Origin of the sequence: Nitrosophilus kaiyonis, assembly GCF_027943725.1 — a bacterium.
GTDB lineage: Bacteria > Campylobacterota > Campylobacteria > Campylobacterales > Nitratiruptoraceae > Nitrosophilus_A > Nitrosophilus_A kaiyonis.
In genome coordinates, this window is the sequence record NZ_AP025696.1 from 1,388,632 (window position 1) to 1,415,108 (window position 26,477).

The window sequence follows — 26,477 nt, forward strand, 5'->3', positions numbered from 1 at the left end:
GATTGCTTTGAAAGAAAAAAATGAAAGTAGCAACTTTTATAAATGGCTCAATAATTTCAGAAAACTCCTCTTTTTATGCAATAAAATATGCAAAAAAGTTGAATTTGAAAGTTTATGCAATTTATATAAAAGAGAAAATTTCTACAGATGAAGTAAAAAAAAGTTATGAAAATATAAAACTTTATGCGGATAATTTGAGTGTTAAAATCGATTTTATTATTTTAGAAGATATATATCAATTAAAATCATTTATAGAAAAAGAGAATATTGTTCAAATATTTACTTCAACAAAACATAAACATACAATTTTTGAAAGTTCGTTTGCTAAATCTTTATTAAAAAAAGATTTAAAATCTGATATTGCTATAGTCAAAATTGTAAAGATTGGAGATATAAAAAATATAGATAAAATTATTTTACCAATAAGAGAAGATAAATTATCTGTAAAAAAATTTACTTTTTTTATGACATTTGCTTTAACACATTCTGCAAAAGCACAAATTTATTCAATTGATAAAGTTACAAGAAATTTTCTAGCTTTTTTAGATGAAAATCAAAAAAGTAAAAAAGTTAAAAATATTATTTTTAATCTTGGGCACTATTTTAATTTAGCTAAACTGATGAAATATGAATTAAGCATAAAACATGATTTTACAATGATGGAAGAGATAGAAAAAGTAAATGCTCATATTGCAAAATATGGTTTTGATTTGGCTATTGTTGGAGGGCATCATAAAGAGAGTTTTTTTAATAGGCATCCTATTGATATATTGTTTACACTACCTATAATAAATACAATATATTTTATTCCTTATAAAGAAAAATATTATGAAGCCTTTTAAATTAAGTAAAGAGAAACTTTTTTTAGAATTTAGGACATCCAAAAATGGATTGAGTAAAAAAGAGGTAAAAAAAAGGCTTAAAGATTTTGGATTTAATATTATTCAAACTAGGAAGAAAAAGAATTATATAAAAGAGTATTTGAAAGAGTATACAGAGTTTTTCCCCATTCTTCTTATAATTGCTGGTATTTTAGCCCTTATAGCAGACTATTTTCAGCCAAATGAGGGAAATGATATTTTAGCTTATGCAATATTTGGTGCAGTTTTTATAAATGCAAATTTTACTTTTTGGCAAAAATATAAAGCAGATAAGACAATGGAAGCTCTTTTACAACTTATGCCTACATATGTAAAAGTAAGAAGAGAGGGCAAAATTTTCAAAATTGACTCAAAAGAGCTTGTCCCTGGTGATATTATGATTTTAGAAGAAGGGGATAAGATTGCTGCAGATGGTGTTTTAATAGAAGTAAATAATTTTTATATTGATACATCAGCAATTGATGGTGAATCAAAACCGAAAAAAAGAGAAATTTATCCGGGAGATGCGAAAAGAGAAATTGATGCAAAAAATATGGTTTATGCTGGATGTGTTGTAGTTAGAGGAAGTGCAGAAGCAGTTGTTGTAGCAACTTCAATGGCAACAGAGTTTGGAAAAATTGCAACTTTAACCCAAAATGTACAAAAATCTTTAACTCCTTTAGAAAAAGAGATTATAAGAATGACAAAAATTTTGACAATTTTAGCTCTTTTAGCTGGAGTTGTCTTTTTTGTTTTAGGGATTCTTTCAAATAAAGGATTTTTAATAGCATCCATTTTTGCTCTTTCATTGATTGTTGCAAATGTCCCAGAAGGTCTTCTTCCAACTATTACTTTATCTCTTTCTTTAGCAGCTCAAAGAATGGCAAAAAGAAAGGCTTTGATAAAAAATCTTGCTTCTGTTCAAACTCTTGGAAGTGTAACAACAATATGTACTGATAAAACAGGAACTTTAACAAAAAACCAAATGACTGTAAAAGAGATTTATTTGGCTAATGGTGATGATATAGAAGTTACGGGAGAAGGTTATGAGATAGAAGGAGAATTTATATTTAAAAATAGATATACAGATAAACAATTATTAAAAGATCTTTTGATTGCTGGATGGTGTAACTCAAGAGCTATTGTTGAAAAAGATAAAGCTATCGGTGATCCAACGGAGATTGCATTAGTAGTAGCTGCAAAAAAATATAAGATTGATATAAAAAATTGTAAAAAGATAAAAGAGAATCCTTTTAGTAGTGAAAGAAAAATGATGTCAACTTTGGTAGAGATTGATAATAAAAAAGTTTTATATGTAAAAGGAGCACCTGAAAAGATTTTAGAAAGATCAACGCATTTTTATAATGGGAAAAATATTATAAAACTTGATACAACTGCAAAGAAAAGATTTGAAAATAAGCTTGAAGAGTTAGAGAGTAGAGCTTTTAGAGTACTTACAATAGCAATCGGAAAAGAAGACAAAGAGGAGAACTTGACTATTTTAGGTTTTGTAGCTATGAAAGATCCTCCAAGAGAAGAGGTAAAAGAAGCAGTTGAAAAATGTTATCAAGCAAAAATAAAGATAATGATGATAACTGGTGATAATGCTATAACTGCTAAGGCAATTGCTAAAGAGATAGGATTGCAATTTGATGGGGTTTTAACAGGTGATGAAATAGAAAAGGTTGATGAAGAAAAGTTACAAGAAATTTTAAAAAATAAAGTATATATATTTGCAAGAATGGCAAGTGCACAAAAGTTAAAAATTGCGAGTGCTTTGCAAAAAAATGGGGAAGTAGTTGCAATGACAGGTGATGGAGTTAATGATGCTCCAGCACTGAAAAAAGCAGATATTGGCGTAGGCATGGGAAGTGGTACAGATGTGGCAAAAGAGGCGAGTGATATGATTTTACTTGATGATAATTTTAGATCTATTGTTGCTGCTATAGAAGAGGGTAGGACAGTATATTTTAATATCAAAAAATTTGTAACATATATTTTATCTTCTAATGTACCAGAAATTGTTCCTTATGTTTTATCATTTTTTCTTAAAATTCCAAATCCGCTATCTGTTATTCAAATATTATCTATAGATTTGGGTTCAGATATGCTACCTGGTCTTGCTCTTGGAAGTGAAAAACCAGAAAAAAATATTATGAACAGGCCTCCTGTTGGAAAAAAAGAGAAAATTTTGGATTTTGAAGTATTCAAAAGAGGCTACTTTATGTTAGGTGTTATTGAAGCTAGTGCTGCAATGTTTGCATTTATTACCTTTTTATTAAATCATGGATGGCATTATGGAGAGGTTCATATAAGTGATCCTATTTTATATAGACAGGCTATGACAATGACTTTACTTGGTGCAGTAACATGTCAGTTAGCAAATGTATGGACACTTAGAAGCTGGGATTTTAATATATGGGAGATAGATTTAAAATCAAATAAATTGCTCTTTTTTGCTATGTTTGCGGTATTTGTATGGATTTGGGCGTTACTTAATGTGCCTGTAGTTCAAAAAATATTCAATACAGCTCATGTACCAATTCAAGATTTATGGGTGCTACTTCCTTTCCCTATTATATTGTTTATTACAAATGAAACATATAAATATATTAAAAAAAGAAAAATATTAATTTAGGAAAAAAAATGAAAATAAGAGTATATTATGAAGATACAGACCTTGGTGGAGTTGTTTATTATGCTAATTATTTGAAATTTTGTGAAAGAGCAAGGAGTGAGATTTTTTTTAAAAACAATCTTCTTCCTGTTAAAGATGGATGTCATTTTGTTGTTACTGAAATTAAAGCAAAATATATAAAGCCCGCTAGATTTGCAGACATTTTGGAGGTAGAAACTAAAGTATTGGAAATTAAAAGAGTATATATAAAATTAAAGCAGATTATTTATAAAAATAGTGAAAAAATTTTTGAAATGGAGATAAAACTAGCTTTTATTTGTAATGATAGACCATCTGCTATTCCTCAGGATTTTCTAAATCTGTTTGAAAAATTATAGGAGCTAAAATAAATTTTCCATATAATGCTTTATATAGCATTACATTATAATTGATTTGATTATTTTCAATATTTTCATCAAATACTCTTTTTTGCATTGTCTCTTTATTGAAAAATATATCTATTCCTATAGAAGTTGAATAATTTATCCAGTTAAATTCAATATCATTATTTATTAATGAATTATATTCTTCTAATATTTTTGAAGGGTGTATTATAGAATTTGCTATTATAAGATTTTCTCTATCAATAGGCTGAGTTAGATTAAACAGTAATGGATTATAATTTATTTGAGTTGATAAAATTTGTATAGGCTTTAAATCATAAAGGGTTAATTGTGAAAGTATTAATGAGCTTTTGACTATTGGGGTATTTAAAAAAATAGTACTGCTGTTTATATCTTCATTTTTATAAAAAAATTTCTTTAAGTTTGCAGCTTCATCTTGAACTTCTATCTCTTTAATTTTAGAACTATTCGATTCATTCTCTATTATTTTTGTCAATTTATATGCTAATGGACTTCTGTTTTCGTAAAAAATAATAATATTTTCATTTGCATAATCTAATAGCTTATCAATTTGTTCTTTATAATTAATACCTCCAAAAATTATGTTACTATTTTCTAAAGGAAAAACATCATTTTTATTTATTGTTGGTATGAATATATTTAAATTTTCTGTATTTATATTTGCTAAATTATTTGCTCCTTCTAATGTCAATGGAGCAATTATAAAGTTAAAATTTTCTTTCTTGATATTTTCAATAGTCTCAAGAATTGTTTCATAATTTTCATCTTTAATTTCAAATGTTTTTAGATGAAATTTTACATTTCTAAATAGAAGATAGGATATTATAGACCTTGTTGTTGATATTGCATAGCTTCCAATTTTTTTTGTTGGAAGAATCATTGCAATATTCATTTTTTTAACTGCTAAAAATTGTGGAGAGATATTTAAAGTTGATGATAGAAGCATATAATTTTCTTTTATTTTTTCATTTTCACTATTTTTTGCTTTAGATAAAAATGAAAAAACTTTTCCATTTTCCAAATAGTCAAATAAACAATTATCATCACACTCTTGAAGTTCTATATCTAATACTTCACAGTTTGGAATTGGCAAAGGAGATAATATTATGCTTTTCGCAAAAATCGATAATTCAAACATTAATATTATAAAAATTTTTAATATTTTTTTCATAATAGACTCTTAATTTTTAATAGATCTAAATATGCCTCTTTTTTCTTTGAAGGATTTCTTAATAAAAAGCTTGGATGATATGTTGGAATTAAAATTTTATCTTTATATTTTACTATTTCTCCTCTTATTTTTGAAATAGGAGTGGTATCATTTGTCAAGTATCTATAACTTGTACTTCCTAATGCAACTAAAATTTTAGGATTTATAATCTCTATCTGTTTTATAAGATATGGCATACAGGTTTTTGCTTCTTCTTCAGTAGGGACTCTGTTATTTGGAGGTCTGCATTTTACTATATTTGCTATATAAACATCTTCTCTTTTGATTTCTAAAACATTTTCAATCATTTTTGTTAAAAGTTGCCCAGCCCTACCAACAAATGGCCTTCCCATCTCATCTTCTGTTGCGCCAGGTCCTTCTCCTATAAACATAAGTTTTGCATGTGGATTTCCTTCGCCAAATACTACATTTTTTCTTGTTTTAGATAGGTCACAAAGATGGCAGTTTTTAACAATTTCTTTTAACTTTTCAAGTGAATTTGGCAAAGAGATATTTTTATGATTATTTTCGATATTAATTGGATCAATATATTGATATCCAATCCATTTTTGATAATAAAGATTTTTTAAAAGTTTTGCTTTTTTGATTTTATCCATTTGAAGATATTAGCAAATATGAGATTAAATAGGTATAAAACGGGCAAGAGCCCGTTTTTATTATTCAGTTACTTCTACTTTTACAGGATCGCTTTCCCATAAACCATGTTTTGTACAGTAACTCATTGCAGTTAATGTAAGATTTTTTTGTGGAATGATATAAAAATCAACTTCTACTTGGCTTTTTTCATTTCCTAAAGTTCCGGGAGTAAAAGTTGCTTGTCCAAGTAGTCTCTCACCATCCCAAAGTTGAACATAAGCAATATAGTGATCAAAATCATCAGGATGTGAATATTCATTTCCAACTTTTACTTTTACTTTAAATTTTTCACCTTTTTTTGCACTACTTTCACAATGAACAAAAGGTGAATGTCTGTCGATATAATCTTTTTTAGACTCTCTTTCTACTTCACTGATATCTACATATCTGTTTATTTTTGGCATTTTGGCCTCCTTAATTATTTTATTGCTCCAATATTTTACCTGTTAAATTATTAAATTAGGATAAAAATACTCTTATTTATTTTTTTTTAAAATTTATATCCTAAACTTATATATGTTTGATCAATATCCATTTTAAGATCACTTTTATCAAAGTAAACTCCATATCCACTTATATCAATATCTAAATCTTTAAATTCCCATTTACTTTTTCTATATCCAGTTTGTATAAAAAATCTTGGAGATATTATAATTCCTAAAAAACTCTTTTTAAAAGTTTTTACTTGAAAGCGAATACCAATATTATATTCATAAAAATTTCCATTTATATTACTATTAAAATTTGCGTAATTATTTTTTATTTTTCCTGTTTGATATGCATAATTAAAATCTCCAAAGATTGAAAAATATCTATTTAATGTTTTTTGAAATGATAATGTTGGACCGATTTTAAATGTTTTTATTTTAGTTTTGCTTCTTTCAAAACCATTTTTTATAAAATCGTTAGCATTATTATTGTCATTTTTTTCGCTCTCTATCCATGGAAGAGAGATTCCTCCTATTATTCCTAATCCTAAATAATTTCTATTGTCTTTTTTTAATACATCATATCCCAAAGATATTTGAGCATCTAAGCCCTCTATTTCATAATTTATATCTGGCATCGGGATAATTTGGCTATTTATACCAAAAGGATTATTAGGAATATTTTGCGAATATCCAGTATTAAAATTTTGTTTTTCTTTTTGTATAGTGTCTGATTTTATATAACTTATTTTATAAGAGTAAAAAATATTTGATTTTAATATATTTTGATGTTGTTCTTTAAAAGTTAAAATTTTAACACTGTCGCTCTTTTTCTTATTGAAACCTAAAAAGCCTCCCTCTAATGAAGCGTTTCCTTTTCCAATTTCAAATTCAGCAGCAGATAAAAAAGATATTGCAGATAAAAAAAGAAAAGTAGTTTTTTTCATTTATAGTCCTTTTTTTAAATTTGATGGGAATTATATCCCATCAAATTTAAATTAGACTATATTTACAGAAGTTACATTATGATTTAAGCCTAACTCTTCAGGAGTACATCCAAGAGCTAAACCTATTAATTGAGGAAGATGAAGAATAGGCAGTTTTATATCTCTTCCTACCTCTTTTGAGGCTGCATGCTGTTTCACATCAAGGTTTAGATGACATAGTGGGCAAGGTGTTACCATCATATCTGCATCATTGTCTATAGCATCTACAAGAGCATTGCCGCTTAATCTATTTGCAGTATGTGGTGCTTGTAAATCTACATGAAATCCACAACATTTGTTTTTATGTTCATAATCAACACTGTTTCCTTCTAAAGCTTTTATCAAATCATCAAGGCTTGTTGGATTATAGGCTGACTCTTTTGTTTTATTTGTATAATGATGAAGTTCACTTGGTCTAATATTATGGCATCCATAAAAAGGTGCAATATTAAATTGACTAAGTGGTTTTTCAACTTTTTCTCTTATTTTATCAAGACCATAATCTTCAATAAGTGCATATAAGAAATGTCTAACTGATACTGTTCCTTTATATTCTAAGCCAACTTCAGCAAGTTTTTCATTTACTTTTGATTTCAACTCTTCATTTTCATCAAGTCTTTTTTTTGTTAAAGCTGTGTTTAATTGACAAGTATTACAGATTGTAATCATAGGAAGATCAAGTTTTTCTGCATAGCAGATATTTCTTGCATTTAAAACAAGGCTTAAAAAATCATCAAAATCTTGAAGATGGCTTGCTCCACAACAGCTTGCTTCGTCAAGTAAAACTATCTCGATTCCAAGTTTTTTAGCAACTGCCAAAGTTGATTTTAAAAGTTCAGGGGTACTTTCTCTTGCCGTACATCCAGTATATAGTGCATATTTTAAACTCATCTTTTTTCCTTTTAAAATTTAGCTGTAGATGATATTTTTATAAGTTTTTTAATTTCATCAAGATTTTTAGATTTAGGCATATTCCAAGGAAAGACTATTTTTCCTTTCTTAAACATTGCTAAAGCTTCTGGAATATGTTTAAATACTGCAAATCCTTCACTGTATGCTACTAAATGTCCTTCATCTAAAATACCATGTTTTTCGATAGATTTTTTAAATCCAACAGCATGGCGACTTGCAACATTATGTTCAACTACGCCTTCTTCAAATAGTTGATTATGAAGTTTTGTTATTTTGCTCATAGGATCAAGTTCTTTTGGACAAGCTTCGGTACACTCAAAACATTTAACACAATCCCAAACACCTTGTCCAAGTTTATCAACAATTTCGAGTCTCTCTTTTTTATCATTATCTCTTATATCTGCATTAAATCTATAAGCTTTAACTAAAGCAGCAGGTCCAAAATATTGTTCATTAGCTTCATTTACAACAGGACATGCATAATAGCAGCAACCACATTGAATACAATAATCAGCTTCTTCAAGTTTTTCTGCATCTTCAGGAGAAACTATATTTTCACTTTCTGGATGTTCATCAATCTCTGCAACAAGATAAGGTATAATTGAGTCATGTTTTTCCCAAAAATCACTCTTATCTACAACCATATCTTTAATAACTCTCTTTTTAGAAACAGGCTCAAAAGTAAGCTCATTTCCAAAAAGCTCAATCATATCTACCATTCTCTCTTTACAAGCAAGGGTGCTTCTTCCATTTACTTTGATTGCACAACTTCCACAGATTCCGTGTCTACAACTTCTTCTATATGTAAAGCTTCCGTCATGCTCCCATTTGATTTTATTTAAAACATCCAATACTACTTCATCTTCTCCAACATCCATCTCAATTGTGTCGTAATGGGGAAGATAATCGGTTTCAGCATTAAATCTAAATACTTTTAAAGTTACTTTCATTTTTTGCCCCTATTAATATTTTCTTTCTTGAGGTTCAAATTTACCAAGCACCACATCCATATAATCAAGATTTATATTTCCTTCTTCATCCATATAAGCTAAAGTATGTTTTAAGAAGTTTTCATCATCTCTTTTTGGAAAATCTTCTCTATAATGAGCACCACGTGACTCTTTTCTAGCAATTGCTCCTTCAACAATAAAAGCTGCATAATCAAGCATATGTCCTAGCTCTATTGCTTCTTGAAGGTCTGTATTGAATGTTTTTGATTTATCATCTATTCTTATATTTTTATATCTTCGTCTAAGCTCTTTTAATATCTCTTTTTGTTTTAATAAAGATTCCTCTGTTCTAAAAACTCCAGCATTTTCAAACATACTATCTTGCAACTCTTTTCTTAATTGTGCAGTTCTTTCATTTCCGTTATTTGTTAATACAAACTCCATCTCTTCAAGCATTCTGTTTGCTTCAAGCTTTTGGGCTTCATGACAAGAGATATTGTCTAAATCTTTAGCTATTGTCTCACCTACATGTCTTCCAAAAAACAGAGCTTCAAGTAGTGAGTTTGCTCCAAGTCTATTTGCTCCATGAACGCTAACACATGCACACTCACCGGCTGCATATAAACCTTCAGTTAATTCATCTTTATTTTTTCTTACATGTCCATCAATATCAACTGGGATCCCACCCATAGAATAGTGAGCAGTAACAGTAATCATAATAGGTTCTTTTACCATATCCTGGCCAAGGAATGTTATTGCTAAATCTCTTAACTCAGGTAGCCTTTCCATTATTTTTTTCTCACCAAGATGAGTAAGATCAAGATATACTGCCATTTTATCAGGTCCTACACCTCTTCCCTCTCTTATCTCATTTGCAATTGCTCTACTAACAACATCTCTTGGAGCAAGCTCCATCTTTTCAGGTGCATATTTTTCCATAAATCTCTCACCAAGAGAGTTATATAATCTTCCGCCTTCTCCACGAGCTGCTTCACTTATCAATATTCCACTTCCTGCAAGACCAGATGGGTGAAATTGCACAAATTCCATATCTTCAAGAGGAAGTCCATGTCTAGCAAAGATGCTCAGACCATCTCCAGTATTTGCGTGTGCATTTGAATTTATTCTAAAAGCTCTTGCATAGCCACCAGTTGCAAACATAACAGCTTTTGCATTAAAAATAGCTGGTTTTGAATCTCTTAAATTAAATGCTACAACTCCATAAGCTTTTCCATCTTTATATAAAAGATCAGCTACATACCATTCATCCCAAAACTCAACCCCTTCTCTAAAAGCTTGTTCATATATAGTTTGAAGAAGAGTTAAACCTGTTCTATCTTTTGCAAAACAGGCTCTAGGCTTGCTTTGTCCACCAAAAGGCCTTTGAGCAATTTTTCCTTCTTCATTTCTACTAAATGCAGCTCCCATTCTTTCAATCCATCTAATTGTTTCAGGAGCTTTTGAACACATAAGTTCAACTGCGTTTTGGTCTGCTAAATAATCACTTCCTTTTACAGTATCAAACATATGAAGATCAACGCTATCCTCTTCGCTCAAAGCTGCATTAACACCACCTTGAGCAGCTCCAGAGTGGCTTCTTAAAGGATGAAGTTTTGTTAAAACAAGCACATCTTTGCCTGCTTTTTTTAATTCTCTTGCAGCAGCACATCCTGCTAATCCTGCACCAACAATTACAACATCTTTTTTAATAATAGGTATTTCCATCCAAATTTTCCTTATGATGAAATTTTTTTGATTATATCATTTCAAAAAATAAAAAAAATTAAAATATATTACAATAGTTGATTTAAGAGCCACTTTGTTACAATATTTACCAAAAAAAATAAGGAATATAGTGAATAAAGAGAGTTTTTTTATAAGTTTATTTAATAATAAATTTGTAGGTGATGATGCAGCTTTTTTAGATAAATATATATATAGTGTAGATGCATTTAATGAAAATATACATTTTAAAAAAGAGTGGCTAAGTTATTATGAAATTGGCCAAAAAGCTATGATTGTAAATATCTCTGATGCTATTGCTATGAATGCTAAGCCTCTTTATGCACTTTTAAGTATTGCTTTACCAAAAGATATAAAGCCTTATCAAATGGAAGAGCTGGCAAAAGGAATAAAAGATATTGCAAATAGATATAAAATAGAGATAATAGGTGGAGATACCATATCTGGAAAAAAAATTGATATATCGATAACTATAATTTCAAAAACAAAAAAGCCAATTTTTAGAAAGCCAATAAAAGATGGCTATTTATTGGCTTATACAGGTGAACTTGGTAGAGTAAAAAAAGATTTAGATAAGTTACTTAGGGGTAAAAAGGTTGGAAAAAATTCAAAATTTAAAAAGCCAATTTTAAGAGATAAATTTATGCAAAAAGCAAGTAGATATATAAAAGCTTCAATGGATATAAGTGATGGGCTTTTTGATGATTTGGGCAAACTATCAAAACTTAATAGAATTGGATTTAAATTTTTTAATAAAATAGATAAAAGAGTAGGGTGTAGTGGCGAAGAGTATGAGCTTTTATTCGCTTTTGATAAAAGAGATTTAAAAAAGATTTTACAAATTTCAAAGATTACAAGAACACCAATAACTGTTTTTGCAAAAGCTGTAAGAAAACCATATAAAAATATTTGCAAACCGCACCATTTTTAAGATGATTTGTAAAGTATAATGAGCGAGCAGTAATTAATTATCAGTAATAAGCAAATAATTAGTGATAATCGGCAAATTTATCACTCATCACTTTATCACTAATCACCAAAAAGGAAACAGATGGATAGACTATTTTTTTTAGACCATTCGCCAATAAATTTTTATTTTAAACAATCTCCTGAGACTTTTGTTGTAGAAGAGGTGCCTTTATATGAATTTAGCGGTGATGGCGAGCATCTTATTTTAAAAGTTAGAAAGAAAAATCTCACTACCTGGCAGATGTTGCAATCTATAAGCGAGCAAGTTGGAGTAAAAGTTAAAGATATCGGTTATGCTGGATTAAAAGATAAAAATGCTTTAACTTATCAATATATTTCAATAAATAAAAAATATGAAGAGAGTTTAAAAAAGTTTTCTCATCCAAATATTAAAATAGTTGAGACTACTAAGCATAAAAATAAAATAAGACTTGGGCATTTAAAAGGAAATAGATTTTTTATAAGGCTTAAAAAAGTTTTGCCTGTTGATGCAAAAAAGATAGAAGAGGTTCTAAAAATTATACTAAAAGAGGGGTTTCCTAACTATTTTGGATATCAAAGATTTGGAATTGACGGTGATAATTATATTTTAGGAAAAGAGATAGTTGAAGGAAAAAGAAAAGAGAAAAATAGAAAAAAAGAGAGATTATTTATCAATGCATATCAAAGCCATCTTTTTAATTTATGGTTATCAAAAAGAGTAGAGATTTCAAAACTTATATGCAATTTTAGTAAAAATGAGATAAAAACTTTGCTTGATTTTCCAAATGGAATAGTAGATGAGCTTCAAAAACAGTGTCAATTTTTTAAAATTTTACCAGCAGATTTGGCAAGCCACTATCCTTTTGGAAAAATTTTTGAAGTTGAAAATGTAATCGATGAATCAAAAAGATTTCAAAATAGAGATATTTCAATTACAGGATTGCTTCCAGGTATAAAAACAAAAAGGGCTAATGGAATTGCTAGGATTTTTGAGCGAGATTTTGATGATGAAAATATAAAAACTTATGGAGATAGAAGATTTGCCTGGATTTTTCCTGAAAATTTAGAAGGTATTTATAAAGAGGAAAAAGCTTGGTATGAATTAAATTTCTTTTTGCCTAAAGGAAGTTATGCTACAGTTTTACTTGAAGAGATAGCTCATAGGAAATTGAAAAGTGAGTGAGAGTTAAGAGCTAAGAATTAAGAATTAAGTGGGTAGAAAGTTGATTAGTGGAATAGGGCATAGTGGAATAGTGGATAAGGTTGAAGGTTGAAGGTAGAAAGTAGAAAGTAGAAGGTAGAAGGATTTAGTGATAGCTAAAAACTAAACACTAATTCCAAATTCCTAATTACCAATGTCCAATGTCAATTGTCAAATATTTAAAAAGGAGATTTTAATGAATGCAGAATTTAAAGAAGAGTGTAGATATGCAGATGAAATTCATGAAGATACAAAAGAAGTATTTGAAAAATGGATGAAAAGATATGGATGGGATATTCCAGAACTTGATCAAAATTTGGCTGCAAGACTGATTTTAACTGAAATGCAAAAAGCATTGAGTGAGCTTGAGGTTAAATATTGTGGTGGAGTATGTGATACTGAGCCTCCTGAATGTGAAATATAGGAGATAAAATGAGATGGAATTATAAAGAGATTGATTATGAAAAAATAAATAAAAAAGCTTTAAAAGATAATGAATTTCTTTTTTATTTAATAACGAGCGCTTCATTTATAGAGATAACAAGCCATGTATATGAAAAAAATTTAAAAGAGTTTTATAAGGGAGATGAGAGTTTAATAAAATGGCTTGAGAATGTTTGGGAGCCAGAAGAGATACAACATGGCAAAGCTTTGAAAAAATTCGTAAATAGTGTATGGAAAGATTTTGATTGGGATAGTGCATATAAAAGATTTTTAGAAGATTATTTGCCTCATTGTACTTTAGAAGAGTTTCAACCAACAAAAGCAAAAGAGATGTTGGCAAGAATGGTAGTAGAAACAGGAACAAGCACTTTTTATAGAGCAATAGAAAACTATTCAAAAGATTTAGATACTCCTATATTGGCACAAATCTCAAGAAATATTTCAAAAGATGAAGTATATCATTATGATATTTTTGAAGAAGCTTACCAAAAATATAATAAAATAGAAAAGTTAAAAAAAGATGACATTATAAAAGTCATTTATAATAGATTAAAAATGGTTGATGGAGAAGATGCTAAGCTTGCATTCAAAGCTATTTATGAAGAAAAAAATCTAAAAAAATTTGAAGATAAATATTATGAAGAGCATAAGAAAAATGTTGGAACATTTGCAAAGAAATATTATCCATATAATATGGCCATCAAAATGCTTTTAAGGCCATTAAATTTAAATAAAACTATAGAAAAGCTAACAATTCCGGTTATAAAAGGTGCTCTAAAAATTTTGGGAATATAAATCTATTTAAAGAAAAGTGAGCCAATTCTTACCATATTTGAGCCACATGCAATTGCCAATTCAAAATCATTGCTCATTCCCATAGAGCAAATTTTTGCACCGTGTGGTTTTAAATTTTCAAATATTTTATATGTTGTTTCGAAACTTTTTTTAATCAATTCTTCATCTTCTGTATGAGCCCCTATTGTCATAACACCTTTTAAGTTTATATGTTTTGTATTTTCAATAATTTTAAGATATTCATCATATGCTAGTTCAGGTAAAACGCCTGCTTTTGTCTCTTCTTTGGCACTGTTTATTTGTAAAAGACAGTTAAGCTTTTTCCCTTTTGCTTCCAATCTTTTATCAATCTCTAAAGCCAACTCTAAACTATCTAATGATTGCATTAAAAATGGATCTAAATCAATTAAATGATTTATCTTATTTTTTTGAAGCCTTCCAATAAAGTGCCACTCTAATGGCAAATCATCTGTTTCTTCCATTTTTTGTTTTAAATCTTGTACTCTATTTTCCCCAAAGGCTCTTTGACCCAAATCATATAGCTCTCTAACCTCTTTACTTGAAACATATTTACTAACAGCTACAATTTTTACTATATGATATTCACTAATTTTAAGTCTTGCTCTTTCCACTCTATTTACAATTTCATCAAAATTATCTCTTAATCTATATTTATCCATTTGATACTCCAAAAATTCTATTTATATCATTATAAATTCCAAGTCCCATAAGCATTAGTAAAATCATCCAACCAAGAAGAGTTAGTTTATATATTATATCTTCACTTGGAACTTTTTTTGTTATAAGCTCATATAGATTAAAAACTATATGTCCACCATCTAATGCTGGGATTGGCAAAAGATTAAGCACGCCAAGGTTTACTGAAATCAGTGCCGTTAATGAAAATAGGGCTGCTATTCCAACTTGAGATGCTTTTGCAGTAATATCCATTATTGATATTACTCCTCCAACCTCTTTTAAAGGAACAACTCCTTCTATCATTTTTTCTATTCCTTTTATTATCATTAAGCTTGCCGCAACTGTTTTATCATAGGCAACTTTGATTGCTTCAATTGGTGAATAATAGACTTTTATTACATCGCCTGATGGAGATATACCTATCATTTTTCTTTTTACTTTTTCTCCAAAAATGTTTTTGACTTCTAAAATTTTTGGCTCAATTATAACAATTTTTATTTGATTATTTCTTATTATTTCAACTCTTAAAGCACCTTGATATTTACTAATGGCTTTACTGATATCTTCCCATTTAGTTATAGGTGTATTATTTATCTTTACTATTTTATCTTTTGGCATCAATCCTGCTTTTTGAGCAGGCGAATTTTTCATAACTTCTCCAACAACTGGTGCTAATGTATTGCTTCCCATAATTGAAATAATATAATATAGTAAAAATGCTAAAAAAAAGTTTGCAAAGGGTCCTGCAAAAAGTATTACTATTCTTTGCCAAGGTTTTTTAGAGTTGTAACTATTTGGGTCACTGCTTCTCTTTGTGGGATCAAGATCATCTTGACCTTTCATTTTTACATATCCGCCAAGAGGGATAGCACTTATTGCCCATTCAGTTCCTTTAAAATATTTTTTTGCAATAATGGGACCAAAGCCTATACTAAATCTCTCAACTTTTACTCCAAAAAATCTTGCAGCTAAAAAATGTCCAAGTTCATGAAAAAATATTAAAAAAGATAAAACAAGTAAACTAACTATTATTCCCATAAAATTCCTTAAATTAAAATTTGGACATTTGGTTATTAGTATATTGGTTATTGGTATATTGGGGATTATGAATATTACTTTTACTAAATCCTAAATCTATTTCCTTACCTCCAATAACTAATAACCAATATACCAATTACCACTTTTAATTCTATTTCAAATATTCTTTGATATACTCATATCCACTATAAAGTGTGATAAACACAGCAAGCCATAAAAGCAGTGTTCCTCCTGGCCAGTTCATAATCAAAAAACCTATAGCAAACATTTGTGTTATTGTTTTTATTTTTCCTAAAAATGATGCTGATATCTCTTTATTTTCACTAACTGCAGCTACTCTTAAACCTGTTATAAAAAACTCTCTTGTGAGTATTAGATAGATTGCCCATGGATTTGCTCTATCTAACATCATTAGACCTAAAAAACCTGCAAGAGTTAGCATTTTATCAGCAAGAGGATCAAGTATTTTTCCAAGTTGTGTTATTTGATTGAATTTTCTTGCAATATATCCATCAAAAAAATCTGTCAAAGAAGCAAAGACAAATAAAAATGCTGCCAAAAAATCAAGCCATGATGGATGAATATTTGCAAATAGATCCCTATTTACTAAAAACATAAACATAATTGGAGCAATAAAAAGCCTAATAAAGGCTAAAATATTTGGAATGTTTATGTTAGTCAAAATTATCCTTTTATTTAAAACTGCTTCCACCATCAATTATTAATGTCTGTCCAGTTATCCAGCCAGCTTCATCAGAGCATAAAAAAAAGCATGCTCCAGCTAAATCTTCAGGTTGTCCCATTCTTTTTATGGAAGCTCTTTTTATAGTTTCAGCTTTTACCTCTTCATAATTTGGAAAAGCTCTTAGAGCATCAGTATCAATTGGTCCACCACTTACTGCATTTACTCTAATATTTTTCTCACCAAGTTCAGCAGCTGCATATTTGACCATAGTTTCAACTGCAGCTTTAGAACTTCCATGTCCAGCATAATTTGGTGTATATACTATATTTCCTGTTGAACTCATAGATATAATGCTTCCACCACCAACTTTTTCCATTCTTTTTGCAGCTTCTTGAGCCCCAACAACAAATGCTAAAACTGTTGCTGTATATATATTATTAAGCCCTCTAGGTTTTAGTCTCATAAAAGGAGCAAATCCTCCTACTACCGGCCTTCCAGAAATAATTGCATTTGAAATAAAAAAATCAACTCTATCAAAATCTTGATCTATCTCTTTAAAAAGGCTCTTATATTCATCAGGCTCTAATATATTAAGTTTATATGCTTTTGCTTTTATGTTATATTTTTCTTCTAGCTCTTTTGCCAAAGAGTTTGCAAGTTCTTCATTTGTATTATAAGTAAATGCAACATTAACACCAGCTTTTGCAAATCTCTCAACTATAGCTTTGCCTATACCTCTTGTTCCGCCACTTATAACTAATGTTTTTCCTTTCATTTTACTACCTCATATTTTTCTAATATTTTTTCTATTTTTTTCATATTTTCTTTACTTGGTGGCACTAATGGAAGCCTATATTCTAGATTGTCTAAAAGACCAGCTATATACATTGCCGCTTTTATTGGAATTGGATTGCTTTCAATAAAAAGTATCTTATTTATCTCAAATAGCTCATCATTTACCATTTTTGATGTATCAAACTGTCCTGCAATACCTGCATGAATTAATGTGGCAATTTTATCTGGAAGAAGATTTGCAGTTACAGAGATACAGCCCATTCCACCATTTGCAATTATTGGATAGTTTATTGCATCATCTCCACTTATAACATAAAGTTCTGGTCTTTTTGCAAGAAGTTCTACACATCTTTCAATAGATCCACTGGCCTCTTTTACACCATAAATATTTTCTACTTCATCAAAAAGTCTAAAAATTGTTTGAGGTTGAATATCTACCGAAGTTCTACCTGGAACATTATATAATAACACCGGAATATCAACAGAATTAGCTATAGCTTTATAATGTTGATATATTCCTTCTTGAGTTGGTTTATTATAGTATGGAGATACACTTAAAATCGCATCTGCTCCAGCATTTTGTGCAAATAAAGCAAGATCTATTGCTTCATGGGTAGAGTTGCTTCCAGCTCCAGCCATAACTCTTGTTTCAGTACCTTTACAAACTTCAACAGCAATTTCGATACATCTTTTATGCTCATCATGAGTTAAAGTTGCACTCTCACCTGTCGTACCTACTGGAACAACAACATCTATCATATTATCAACTTGCCTTTGAATAAGCCTAGCATATTTTTCTTCATCAATTTTTCCGTTTTTAAAAGGGGTTATTAATGCAGTCATAGCACCTTTTAGTTTTCTCATCTCTTTTCCTTTCTTAATATAACAGTTGTAGAATTTTCTTTATAAAAATATTTTTTCGCTACATCTTGAAGATCTTTTGGTGTTAGTTTATCAATATTTTCCTCATATTTTAGTAAAGGTTCAATATCTCCTCTTGCAAAATAGCTTCCAAAAAGGTCAGCCACATTGCTTGAATTTTCTAAAGAGAATATAAAATCTGCTTTTGTATTAATTTTTATTTTTTCTAGCTCTTTTTTGCTAATTTTTCCCATTTTTAAATTTTCAACCTCTTTTAAAATCTCTTTTTCAACATCTTCAGCTTTAATTCCTGGATTGCAAACTGCCATAAAAAGAAAAATTCCTGGGTCTTTTAGGTCCATATTGTATGCATATATGGTATTAACCATCTTCTTTTCATCAACAAGTTTTTTATAGAGTCTGCTACTTTTACCATCACTTAAAAGAGCTGAAATTGCAGAGAGGGCAAATTGGTCTTTATGAGCAAAATTTGGTATATGATAAGCAATTGCAACTATTTCTACTTCGCTTTGTTTATAAATAACAACTCTTTTTTCACCATCTTGTTTAGGTTCAACCATATGAACTTTAGGAATATCACAGCAGTTTTTTATATGGTCAAAATATTTTTCAGCCTTTTTAAACACTTCATCTTTATCTATATCTCCAGCTACTACAATTATGGCATTTTTAGGTTGATAGTAAATTTTGTGAAAATTTCTAATATCTTCGATACTCCAATTTAAAATGTCTTGCATAAAGCCTATTGGAGTCCAATGATATGGATGATAAATAAATGTGTTATTAAAAAGTCTAAAATAAAGATATCCTACTGGATTATTATCTGTTCTCCAGCGTCTCTCTTCAGCTACAACATTTCTTTCAGGCTGAAACTCTTCATCTTTTAATGAAAGATTTTCCATTAATTCTGCAAAAAGCTCTAAAGACTTATCTAAATTTTTTGAACTAGATTTTATATAGTAATGTGTATAATCAAAACCTGTTGAAGCATTATCAACACCACCAAAACTTTTTACAATTTCATCAAATTCACCAGCTTTTAGATTTTTTGTTGATTTAAAATTCATATGTTCAAGCATATGGGCTATTCCACTTTTTCCCATTACTTCATTTCTACTTCCAACTTTATAAAATATATTTGTAGTAATCACATTTGAGTTATTGTGCATAGGAATTGCAACTACTTTTAGTCCATTTTTCAAATCTTTTTCATAATATTTTGGCAAACTGCTACCCATTAATCCCCCTATTAAAATAAGTATAAAAAATATCTGTTTCATTTTAAATCTGCTCCAACTGCTTCAGAAATATGTTCAAATCCGTCATTTTTTAATAATTGTATCAAACCTTCATTTATATTTTTTATAAGTGATGGTCCTTTGAATATTAAAGCAGTATATATTTGAACTAATGATGCCCCAGCTTTAATTCTTCTATAAGCCTCTTGTGCATTGTCTATTCCACCAACACTTATAAGAGTAGTCTTCCCAAAAAGCTCTTTTGATACTGCTTTGAAAATTTCAAAACTTTTCTCTTTTAATACTTTACCACTTATTCCTCCAAAATCTTTAGAATTTGGAATAAGTGAATAATCAATTGTAGTATTTGTAGCAATTATTCCATCCGCGCCATTTTCAACAGCTAATGAAGTTAAATTTACAGCTTCCTCTTTTGACATATCTGGAGCGATTTTTAATAAAATAGGCTTAGATGTTATGTCTTTTGCCATTGTAAAAAGAGCTTTTATAAAATTTTCATTTTGAAGATCCCTAAGGCCTGGTGTATTTGGAGATGATATGTTTACCACCATATAATCACATAAATCTTTGAATCCTTTTATCAATTTTTCATAATCATTTAAAGCATCTTTTTGTGGAGTTTTTTTATTTTTTCCAATATTTATACCTATTGGTGTTGCAAATGGATAGAATTTTTTTACTCTTTTTTCTATTTTATACATACCATCATTATTAAAACCCATAGCATTTTGAATAGATTCATATGTGGGATATCTAAAAAGTCTTGGTTTTGGATTTCCGCTTTGTGGAAGAGGTGTTATGGTTCCTAATTCAGTAAATCCAAAGCCAAGAGCTAACATACCTCTAATCATTGTTGCATTTTTGTCAAAACCTGCAGCAAGTCCAACTGGATTATAAAATGTTTTATTGAAAATTTTTTGATTAAGGATTTTATCATCTATGAAATTTTTCTCTATAAAAGGGTTAAATAATGATGGAATATTATCGATACTTTTTAAAGAAAACTCTACTAAATTATGAGCATTTTCTGGGTCTAATTTGAATAGTATTTTTTTGAAATTTTCATAATCAAACATTTTTTACCTTTAATCTTTGTTTTTATAAATATTATGTAATTTTTGATATTCATCACATTTTTCAAGTAGTTCTTGATGTTTGCCTTCACAAACTTTTTTGCCTTCTTTCATAACAATTATTTTATCAGCATTTTTTATAGTTGAGAGCCTATGGGCAACAATAAATGTAATTTTATCTTTTGTAATATCTTTTAGAGCCTCTTGAATTTTTTGCTCGCTTTTTGTATCAAGAGCACTTGTTGCTTCGTCAAGAATTAAAATTTGAGGATTTTTATATATTGCCCTAGCTAATGCAATTCTTTGTCTTTGTCCGCCACTTAGATTCGCACCATATTCATCAAGTTCAGTATAGATACCATTTTCCATCTCTTTTACAAAATCATAAGCGTTAGCCTTTTTTAATGCATCTATAACCCTTTTTTCATCTATTTCCTCGCCATAGGCTACATTTGCAGCAATGCTATCTTGAAAAATATATATTCTTTGTGTAACAAGAGCTATTTTTTCTCTCAAACTTTTTACATCAAAATCTTTTATATCTTTATCATTAAAAAGCACTCTTCCACTGCTAGGATCATAAAATCTTACCAAAAGATTTACAATAGAGCTTTTTCCACCCCCACTATCTCCTACAAGAGCAATAACTTCACCTTTTTTTGCTTCAAAGCTAACATTATCGAGAGCTTTTTTATCTTTATAATAAAGAGAAACTTTATCAAATTTGATATTTTTTATCTCCTCTTCAAATCTTTTATCACTTGTTTTAATTGTAGGTTTTAGATCAATTATTTCAAAAATTCTCTCTCCAGCAGCAATTGCATCTTGGAGTTTATTATATATTCTTGATACATTTTTTAAAGGGGCATAAAGCATAAAAAGAGCAGTCATAAAAGAGAAAAATGCTCCTACGCTCATCTTATCTTCAATTACTTCATTACCTCCAACAATTATAACTATTGCTACTACAATTGCACCTAAAATTTCCATCAATGGACTAACAGCTTCGCTTGTTTTTACACTTTTCATAGTTATATTAAAAAACTTTTTATTATGTTTTTTAAATCTTTCTAACTCTTTTTTTTCACTAACATGAGATTTTATAATTTCGATATTATTAAAAATTTCTGTTAAATGTGATGTTATGTCTGATATTTTTTCTTGAGATTTTTTTGAAATTCTTTTCATTCTTTTTGCAAGAAGTGAAAGAGGGTAGAGTGACAGAGGCATAATAACTAAAAAATAAAGAGCTAGTTTTGGGCTTTGATATATCACAACTCCTGTCAAAGCAATAATAGTTAAGCTCTCTCTCAATAAAGAGGGCACCATATTTGCTACAACACTTCTTATTCTATTGATATCATTTGTTATTCTAGAAATTAACTCTCCACTTCTTATTTTTACAAAATATTCCATATCCATATTTAAAAGAGAATTTAACATTTTATCTCTGAGTTTTCTTATAATATCATGACCAATATATTGGGTGTAATATGTTTGAACATATCTTCCTAAACTTTTTAGTAGATACATAAAAACAACCAAAAATGGAAGAAATTTTAGCATCTCTTTATCTTTATTTATAAAAATCTCATCCATTACAGGTTTTACAAGATATGCTGAAGCAGAAGAGCCAATTGCAGCTGCAATCATTCCTAAAATTGCAAAAAAAAGCTCTAATTTATAATCTTTTAAATATGGAAGCAGTCTTTTTAAAACTATTTTCAATTAAATCTTCTCCCAAAAGGTTCCCTGAGGTGTATCCATAATAGATATACCCATTTTTAAGAGTTTTTCTCTGATTAAATCTGCCTTTTCATAATTTTTCTCTTTTTTCGCTTTTGCTCTTTCTTCAATGAGTTTTTCTATCTCTTTTTTTCTGTTTTCATCGATTCCGATTTGGAAATATTCAAATGGGTTTTTATTCCCAACACCTAATAATTTATCGATAAAATCGATATTTGCTTTAACTGTTTTTTTATAATTTTTGTCTTTTGGATTTTTATCAAGATATTCATTTGCATTTGAGATAAATTCATCTATTACAGACAATGCTTTTGATATATTTAAATCATCATCTAAAGCTTCAAATAAAGATAACTTGAAACTATCATCTATTTCAGATTCATTTACATCAAAAACTCTTTTTTTAAGCCTATAAAGTTTATCAAGTCTTTTTTTTGAATTTAAAAGATCCTCTTCATTAAAATTGAGTGAACTTCTATAATGAGTTGAAAGTAGATAAAATCTAAGTATCTCGCCATCATATACTTTTAAAGCATCTTTTATAAAAAAGCTGTTACCAAGACTTTTACTCATTTTTTCCCCACTAATGGTTACAAATCCATTATGCATCCAATATTTTGCAAGTTTTTGATTATATGCACATCTTGTTTGAGCCGCTTCATTTTCATGATGTGGAAAAAATAGATCAGCACCACCTCCATGAATATCTATCTGATACTCTTCATCTTTATATGCAAGATATTTATAAATCATTGCTGAGCACTCTATATGCCAGCCTGGTCTTCCTCTTCCAAAAGGTGATTCAAAACATATATCCTCTTCATTTTTACACGCTTTCCATAATGCAAAATCTGCAGGGTTTCTTTTTTTTGGATTTGGCTCAATTCTACTTAAACCCTCTTCATCGCATTTATGTGAAAGAGAGCAGTAATTTTTATCTTTTGATGTATCAAAATATATATCTCCATCATCTGTTCTATAAGCACACCCTTTTTCTAAAAGTCTTTCTATCATATCAAACATTGCATCAAGACTTTGGGTCGCTTTTGGCTCAATATCTGCTCTTAAAACACCAAGAGCTTCCATATCTTCAAGATATCTTTTTATGTAATATTGTGTAATCTCTTCTAAAGATTTCTCAGTTTCTTTAACTTTTTTTATAATTTTGTCATCAATATCTGTAAAATTTTTCATAAAGGTAACTTTATAACCTTTTAAAATAAGAAATCTTCTTAAAAGATCAAAAACTATTGAGCTTCTTGCATGACCTAAATGAGCATCATCATAAACAGTTGGACCACATACATAAATTCTAACTTCTTTGTCTTTTATAGGGATTAACTCTACCTCTTTTTTTAAAGAGCTATCAAATATACGCATCAATAAAACCTTTTATAAAATATAAAAAAATGGATTCAATTATCAGTAAAATAAGCAAAATAAATGCAATTTTAGTTGAAATTATATCTAAAAACTTTTTTACACCAAACTCTTTAATTGTAAATATAAAAAGCACAAATCCTGCTATACTTGAAGCGAGTGCTAATCCTGCAGCTTTTAAAAAAAAGATTAAAATAATTGATAATAAAATATTGGTAATCAGCGAGTATGTTGCAATTTTAGCAGCTATGAGCTGTTTATGGTTTGCATATAGCCATAATGAAAATAGTTTATTTAATCCATAAGGCAAAAGGCCTATGAGATACATAGATAAAACTGCTGATGTGTTTATTGTATCTTGAGAAGTGAAAGAGCCTCTTTCAAACAAAAGCCAAACAATCTCTTTTGATAAAAATATACCACCAAGTGTTGAAATAGACAAAATAAAAGTTAAAAACCAAAAACTCTTTTTCATATGAAAAAGAGCTTTTTCATAATCTTTTCTTTTTATATTTTTAGAAACAGTTGGGAAAAGAGCTGTTGCAGTAGCAATTGCAAAAAGAGCTAAAGGAAGCTGAAAAACTCTATTTGCATAGTAAAGATAACTAATTGAGCCGCTAACTAAAAATGATGCAAGCCAAGTATCTAAAAATGCAGATATTTGGGCTGTTGAATTTCCTAAAATTGCAGGAAAAAAATTTTTATAAAATCTATTTAAATCATTTTTTACTATTTGACTCTTTTTTTTAAAACCTTTACACGCTAACACTAACCTTTTTAAAATATTTAATTTTTTTGCCATATAAAGATGGGATAAAAATTGTAAAAAGCCCCCAATTAAAACAGCAATACTCATAGCTAATACAATATCACTTTTTTCACTATTTTTAAAAAGTATCAAAGAAGCTATTAATGATAGATTTAAAAGAGCAGTAGAAAAAGCGGTTGTAGCAAAATGCTCTTTATATTGAAGAAGTGCAGCTAAAAAAGTAACACAAAATATAAAATCAAGATAATAAAAATTTATTGCAACATAAGGGGCAGCTTGTAAGATAAGATTTTCATCAAATCCAATTGCAATCATTTTAGTAAATATTGGAGAAAAAATAGTTACTAAAATAGAGAAAATTAAGATAATAGAAAAAAATCTTATAAAAATAGAAAAAGCAAAAAGATTTTTATGTTTTGATGAGATAAAAGAGGGTAAAAAACTTTGGGTAAATGCACCTTCAGCAAAAATTCTTCTAAATAGATTTGGAAATTTAAAAGCAACAAAGAATATATCGCTATATATGTTAGCTCCTAATATAGAAGCAGTAAGAAGGTCTCTTATAAATCCAAGTATTCTTGAAAAAAGGATTCCAAAACTATTTGTAAAAATCTTTTTAAACATTTAATGTCCAAGTTTTTTTCAAAGTTTATCAAAAAAATTTTAGAATAAATTTTAATAGTTTGTTAAAATAGATAAAAAATATTTATAGGAAAATGGTGATTTTAATAGTTGATGTTGGATATAAAAAAGATAAAGCTTGTGTAGTTGGTTTGGAGATTGAAAATTTTGAAAATGAAAAAATAAAGAATATATATAAAATAGAATGCAAAAATTTTGCAGAGTATATACCTGGTAAATTTTATAAAAGGGAGCTTCCTTGCATTATAAAATTGATAAAAGAGTATAAATTAAATCCAGATATAATTATTATTGATGGATATGTCTATCTTGATGGATTTAATCAAAAAGGATTAGGGGCTTATTTATATGATAAACTAAATAGAATAGTAAAAATTATTGGTGTTGCAAAAAACAAATATTTTTTAATTTCAAATCATTTTGAATTATATAGAGGAAAAAGTAAAAAACCTTTGTATATAACTTCTGCTGGAATTGATTTTGAAAAGGCCAAGAATATAATAAAAAATATGAAAGGGGATTTTAGAATACCAAATCTATTAAAAAGAGCAGATAAAGAATCAAAAGATTGTTTAAATTAATTATCAAATAGTTTTAATGAGTTTAAAGCTTTTTTAAATAAAATAACAAAAATTTTTTGGAGTATGTTTTGATAGTAGGTTTAATTGGAACGATAGAAAAAAAAGAGCCGACATTTTTACATATTAATGTAAATGGTGTAATTTATGAAGTATTTATCTCTATAAATTGTAGCAGTGAGATAAAAGATAAAAATGTAAAGCTTCATATTTCTCACATAGTAAGAGAAGAGAGTGAATCTTTGTATGGTTTTATAGATATTAATGAAAAAAAGATGTTTGATAGATTATTGAAAATTAATGGGGTTGGACCAAAGGTAGCCATAGCTATATGCTCAACTTTCAAACCAAATACTTTTGCAAAAATTGTAAATGAAAAAAATGTATCAATGCTGAAAAAAGTTCCTGGAATTGGACCAAAGAGTGCACAAAGAATATTAGTAGAGCTTGGAGAGTTCTCTTTAGAAGAAGGGGCTCTCTCATCTTCTCATATTGAAGCACAAATGGCTTTAGAATCACTTGGATTTAAAAAAGACCAAATTCAAAAAGTTTTACAAAAATGTGAGTCAACTGATACCGCTTCATTGGTAAAAGAGGCGCTAAAAAAGATACAAAAGATATAAGTAATTTGGTTGAGTGGTTGAGTTGTTAAATAGATGAGTGGGTGAGTTGGCTATAAAACTACTTAACTAATTTAACTATTAAACCACTCAACAACTCAACTTTTTTAACCATTTTAACTATTCTAATTT

Annotated in this window: 26 protein-coding genes; 9 read left to right on the forward strand and 17 right to left on the reverse strand. The window is 28.7% G+C overall.

Annotated elements, in window-relative coordinates:
• Positions 1-20: 20 nt before the first annotated feature.
• Genes QML81_RS07320 through QML81_RS07330 form a run of 3 tightly spaced genes read left to right on the forward strand, consistent with a single transcriptional unit; the run spans position 21 to position 3,875 of the window.
• Entirely contained in the window at positions 21-842 is an 822-nt protein-coding gene (locus tag QML81_RS07320; RefSeq protein ID WP_281950770.1) for a hypothetical protein, read from the forward strand.
• Entirely contained in the window at positions 829-3,498 is a 2,670-nt protein-coding gene (locus QML81_RS07325) for a cation-translocating P-type ATPase (protein WP_281950771.1), read from the forward strand. The genes QML81_RS07320 and QML81_RS07325 overlap by 14 nt, the downstream gene beginning before the upstream one ends.
• Positions 3,499-3,506: 8 nt before the next feature.
• A complete protein-coding gene (locus tag QML81_RS07330) occupies positions 3,507-3,875 on the forward strand; it encodes a YbgC/FadM family acyl-CoA thioesterase (RefSeq protein WP_281950772.1) in 369 nt (122 codons plus the stop codon).
• On the opposite strand, the gene QML81_RS07335 is transcribed toward QML81_RS07330, so the two are convergent.
• The 7 genes from QML81_RS07335 to sdhA form a co-directional block, all read right to left on the reverse strand.
• The gene (locus tag QML81_RS07335; protein WP_281950773.1) at positions 3,835-5,073 is read right to left on the reverse strand and encodes a hypothetical protein; all 1,239 of its coding nucleotides are present in this window, start codon (positions 5,071-5,073) and stop codon (positions 3,835-3,837) included. The genes QML81_RS07330 and QML81_RS07335 overlap by 41 nt on opposite strands.
• Positions 5,070-5,729 (reverse strand): uracil-DNA glycosylase, encoded by a 660-nt coding sequence (locus QML81_RS07340; protein ID WP_281950774.1) that lies wholly within the window; start codon positions 5,727-5,729, stop codon positions 5,070-5,072. The genes QML81_RS07335 and QML81_RS07340 overlap by 4 nt, the downstream gene beginning before the upstream one ends.
• Before the next feature lie 60 nt (positions 5,730-5,789).
• Positions 5,790-6,173 (reverse strand): class II SORL domain-containing protein, encoded by a 384-nt coding sequence (locus tag QML81_RS07345; protein WP_281950775.1) that lies wholly within the window; start codon positions 6,171-6,173, stop codon positions 5,790-5,792.
• 86 nt (positions 6,174-6,259) lie between these two features.
• On the reverse strand, positions 6,260-7,144 hold the full coding sequence (locus QML81_RS07350) for a hypothetical protein (protein WP_281950776.1): 885 nt from the start codon (positions 7,142-7,144) through the stop codon (positions 6,260-6,262).
• Positions 7,145-7,195: 51 nt separating this feature from the next.
• Entirely contained in the window at positions 7,196-8,074 is an 879-nt protein-coding gene (locus QML81_RS07355; RefSeq protein WP_281950777.1) for a CoB--CoM heterodisulfide reductase iron-sulfur subunit B family protein, read from the reverse strand.
• Positions 8,075-8,085: 11 nt separating this feature from the next.
• Positions 8,086-9,045, reverse strand: a complete 960-nt coding sequence (locus tag QML81_RS07360; protein ID WP_281950778.1) for a succinate dehydrogenase/fumarate reductase iron-sulfur subunit — start codon at positions 9,043-9,045, stop codon at positions 8,086-8,088.
• A 12-nt stretch (positions 9,046-9,057) separates the two neighbouring features.
• Positions 9,058-10,770 (reverse strand): succinate dehydrogenase flavoprotein subunit, encoded by a 1,713-nt coding sequence (sdhA, locus tag QML81_RS07365; RefSeq protein WP_281950779.1) that lies wholly within the window; start codon positions 10,768-10,770, stop codon positions 9,058-9,060.
• 130 nt (positions 10,771-10,900) lie between these two features.
• On the opposite strand from sdhA, the gene QML81_RS07370 reads away from it, so the two are divergent.
• From QML81_RS07370 to QML81_RS07385, 4 genes are all read left to right on the forward strand, one after another.
• Entirely contained in the window at positions 10,901-11,719 is an 819-nt protein-coding gene (locus QML81_RS07370) for a thiamine-phosphate kinase (protein WP_281950780.1), read from the forward strand.
• Positions 11,720-11,839: 120 nt separating this feature from the next.
• On the forward strand, positions 11,840-12,922 hold the full coding sequence (gene truD, locus QML81_RS07375) for a tRNA pseudouridine(13) synthase TruD (protein WP_281950781.1): 1,083 nt from the start codon (positions 11,840-11,842) through the stop codon (positions 12,920-12,922).
• 214 nt (positions 12,923-13,136) lie between these two features.
• Complete coding sequence (locus tag QML81_RS07380) at positions 13,137-13,364, forward strand: hypothetical protein (RefSeq protein WP_281950782.1); 228 nt, start codon at positions 13,137-13,139, stop codon at positions 13,362-13,364.
• 8 nt (positions 13,365-13,372) lie between these two features.
• Positions 13,373-14,179, forward strand: a complete 807-nt coding sequence (locus tag QML81_RS07385) for a ferritin-like domain-containing protein (protein WP_281950783.1) — start codon at positions 13,373-13,375, stop codon at positions 14,177-14,179.
• Between the two features lie 2 nt (positions 14,180-14,181).
• On the opposite strand, the gene QML81_RS07390 is transcribed toward QML81_RS07385, so the two are convergent.
• The 10 genes from QML81_RS07390 to murJ form a co-directional block, all read right to left on the reverse strand.
• On the reverse strand, positions 14,182-14,859 hold the full coding sequence (locus QML81_RS07390) for a YggS family pyridoxal phosphate-dependent enzyme (protein ID WP_281950784.1): 678 nt from the start codon (positions 14,857-14,859) through the stop codon (positions 14,182-14,184).
• Positions 14,852-15,916, reverse strand: a complete 1,065-nt coding sequence (gene rseP, locus QML81_RS07395; protein WP_281950785.1) for an RIP metalloprotease RseP — start codon at positions 15,914-15,916, stop codon at positions 14,852-14,854. The genes QML81_RS07390 and rseP overlap by 8 nt, the downstream gene beginning before the upstream one ends.
• Positions 15,917-16,067: 151 nt before the next feature.
• Positions 16,068-16,631 carry a CDP-diacylglycerol--glycerol-3-phosphate 3-phosphatidyltransferase gene (pgsA, locus tag QML81_RS07400; RefSeq protein WP_345741141.1) on the reverse strand — a complete coding sequence of 188 codons (564 nt, stop codon included), beginning with the start codon at positions 16,629-16,631 and terminating at the stop codon, positions 16,068-16,070.
• Positions 16,609-17,376 (reverse strand): enoyl-ACP reductase, encoded by a 768-nt coding sequence (locus QML81_RS07405; RefSeq protein ID WP_281950787.1) that lies wholly within the window; start codon positions 17,374-17,376, stop codon positions 16,609-16,611. Before QML81_RS07405 ends, pgsA begins: the two co-directional genes overlap by 23 nt.
• Positions 17,373-18,260 (reverse strand): 4-hydroxy-tetrahydrodipicolinate synthase, encoded by an 888-nt coding sequence (gene dapA / locus QML81_RS07410; RefSeq protein WP_281950788.1) that lies wholly within the window; start codon positions 18,258-18,260, stop codon positions 17,373-17,375. The genes QML81_RS07405 and dapA overlap by 4 nt, the downstream gene beginning before the upstream one ends.
• A complete protein-coding gene (locus QML81_RS07415) occupies positions 18,257-19,558 on the reverse strand; it encodes a M16 family metallopeptidase (protein ID WP_281950789.1) in 1,302 nt (433 codons plus the stop codon). Before QML81_RS07415 ends, dapA begins: the two co-directional genes overlap by 4 nt.
• Positions 19,555-20,613 carry a quinone-dependent dihydroorotate dehydrogenase gene (locus QML81_RS07420; RefSeq protein WP_281950790.1) on the reverse strand — a complete coding sequence of 353 codons (1,059 nt, stop codon included), beginning with the start codon at positions 20,611-20,613 and terminating at the stop codon, positions 19,555-19,557. The genes QML81_RS07415 and QML81_RS07420 overlap by 4 nt, the downstream gene beginning before the upstream one ends.
• Before the next feature lie 9 nt (positions 20,614-20,622).
• Positions 20,623-22,338 (reverse strand): ABC transporter ATP-binding protein, encoded by a 1,716-nt coding sequence (locus QML81_RS07425; protein WP_281950791.1) that lies wholly within the window; start codon positions 22,336-22,338, stop codon positions 20,623-20,625.
• Positions 22,339-23,736 carry a cysteine--tRNA ligase gene (gene cysS / locus QML81_RS07430; RefSeq protein WP_281950792.1) on the reverse strand — a complete coding sequence of 466 codons (1,398 nt, stop codon included), beginning with the start codon at positions 23,734-23,736 and terminating at the stop codon, positions 22,339-22,341.
• Positions 23,723-25,129, reverse strand: coding sequence for a murein biosynthesis integral membrane protein MurJ (gene murJ, locus QML81_RS07435; RefSeq protein ID WP_281950793.1), 1,407 nt, complete (start codon positions 25,127-25,129; stop codon positions 23,723-23,725). The genes cysS and murJ overlap by 14 nt, the downstream gene beginning before the upstream one ends.
• Before the next feature lie 95 nt (positions 25,130-25,224).
• Here murJ and QML81_RS07440 point away from each other — a divergent pair, with 95 nt between their 5' ends.
• Both QML81_RS07440 and ruvA read left to right on the forward strand, forming a co-directional pair.
• Entirely contained in the window at positions 25,225-25,728 is a 504-nt protein-coding gene (locus QML81_RS07440) for an endonuclease V (RefSeq protein WP_281950794.1), read from the forward strand.
• Between the two features lie 68 nt (positions 25,729-25,796).
• The gene (ruvA, locus tag QML81_RS07445) at positions 25,797-26,348 is read left to right on the forward strand and encodes a Holliday junction branch migration protein RuvA (protein ID WP_281950795.1); all 552 of its coding nucleotides are present in this window, start codon (positions 25,797-25,799) and stop codon (positions 26,346-26,348) included.
• Positions 26,349-26,477: the final 129 nt, after the last annotated feature.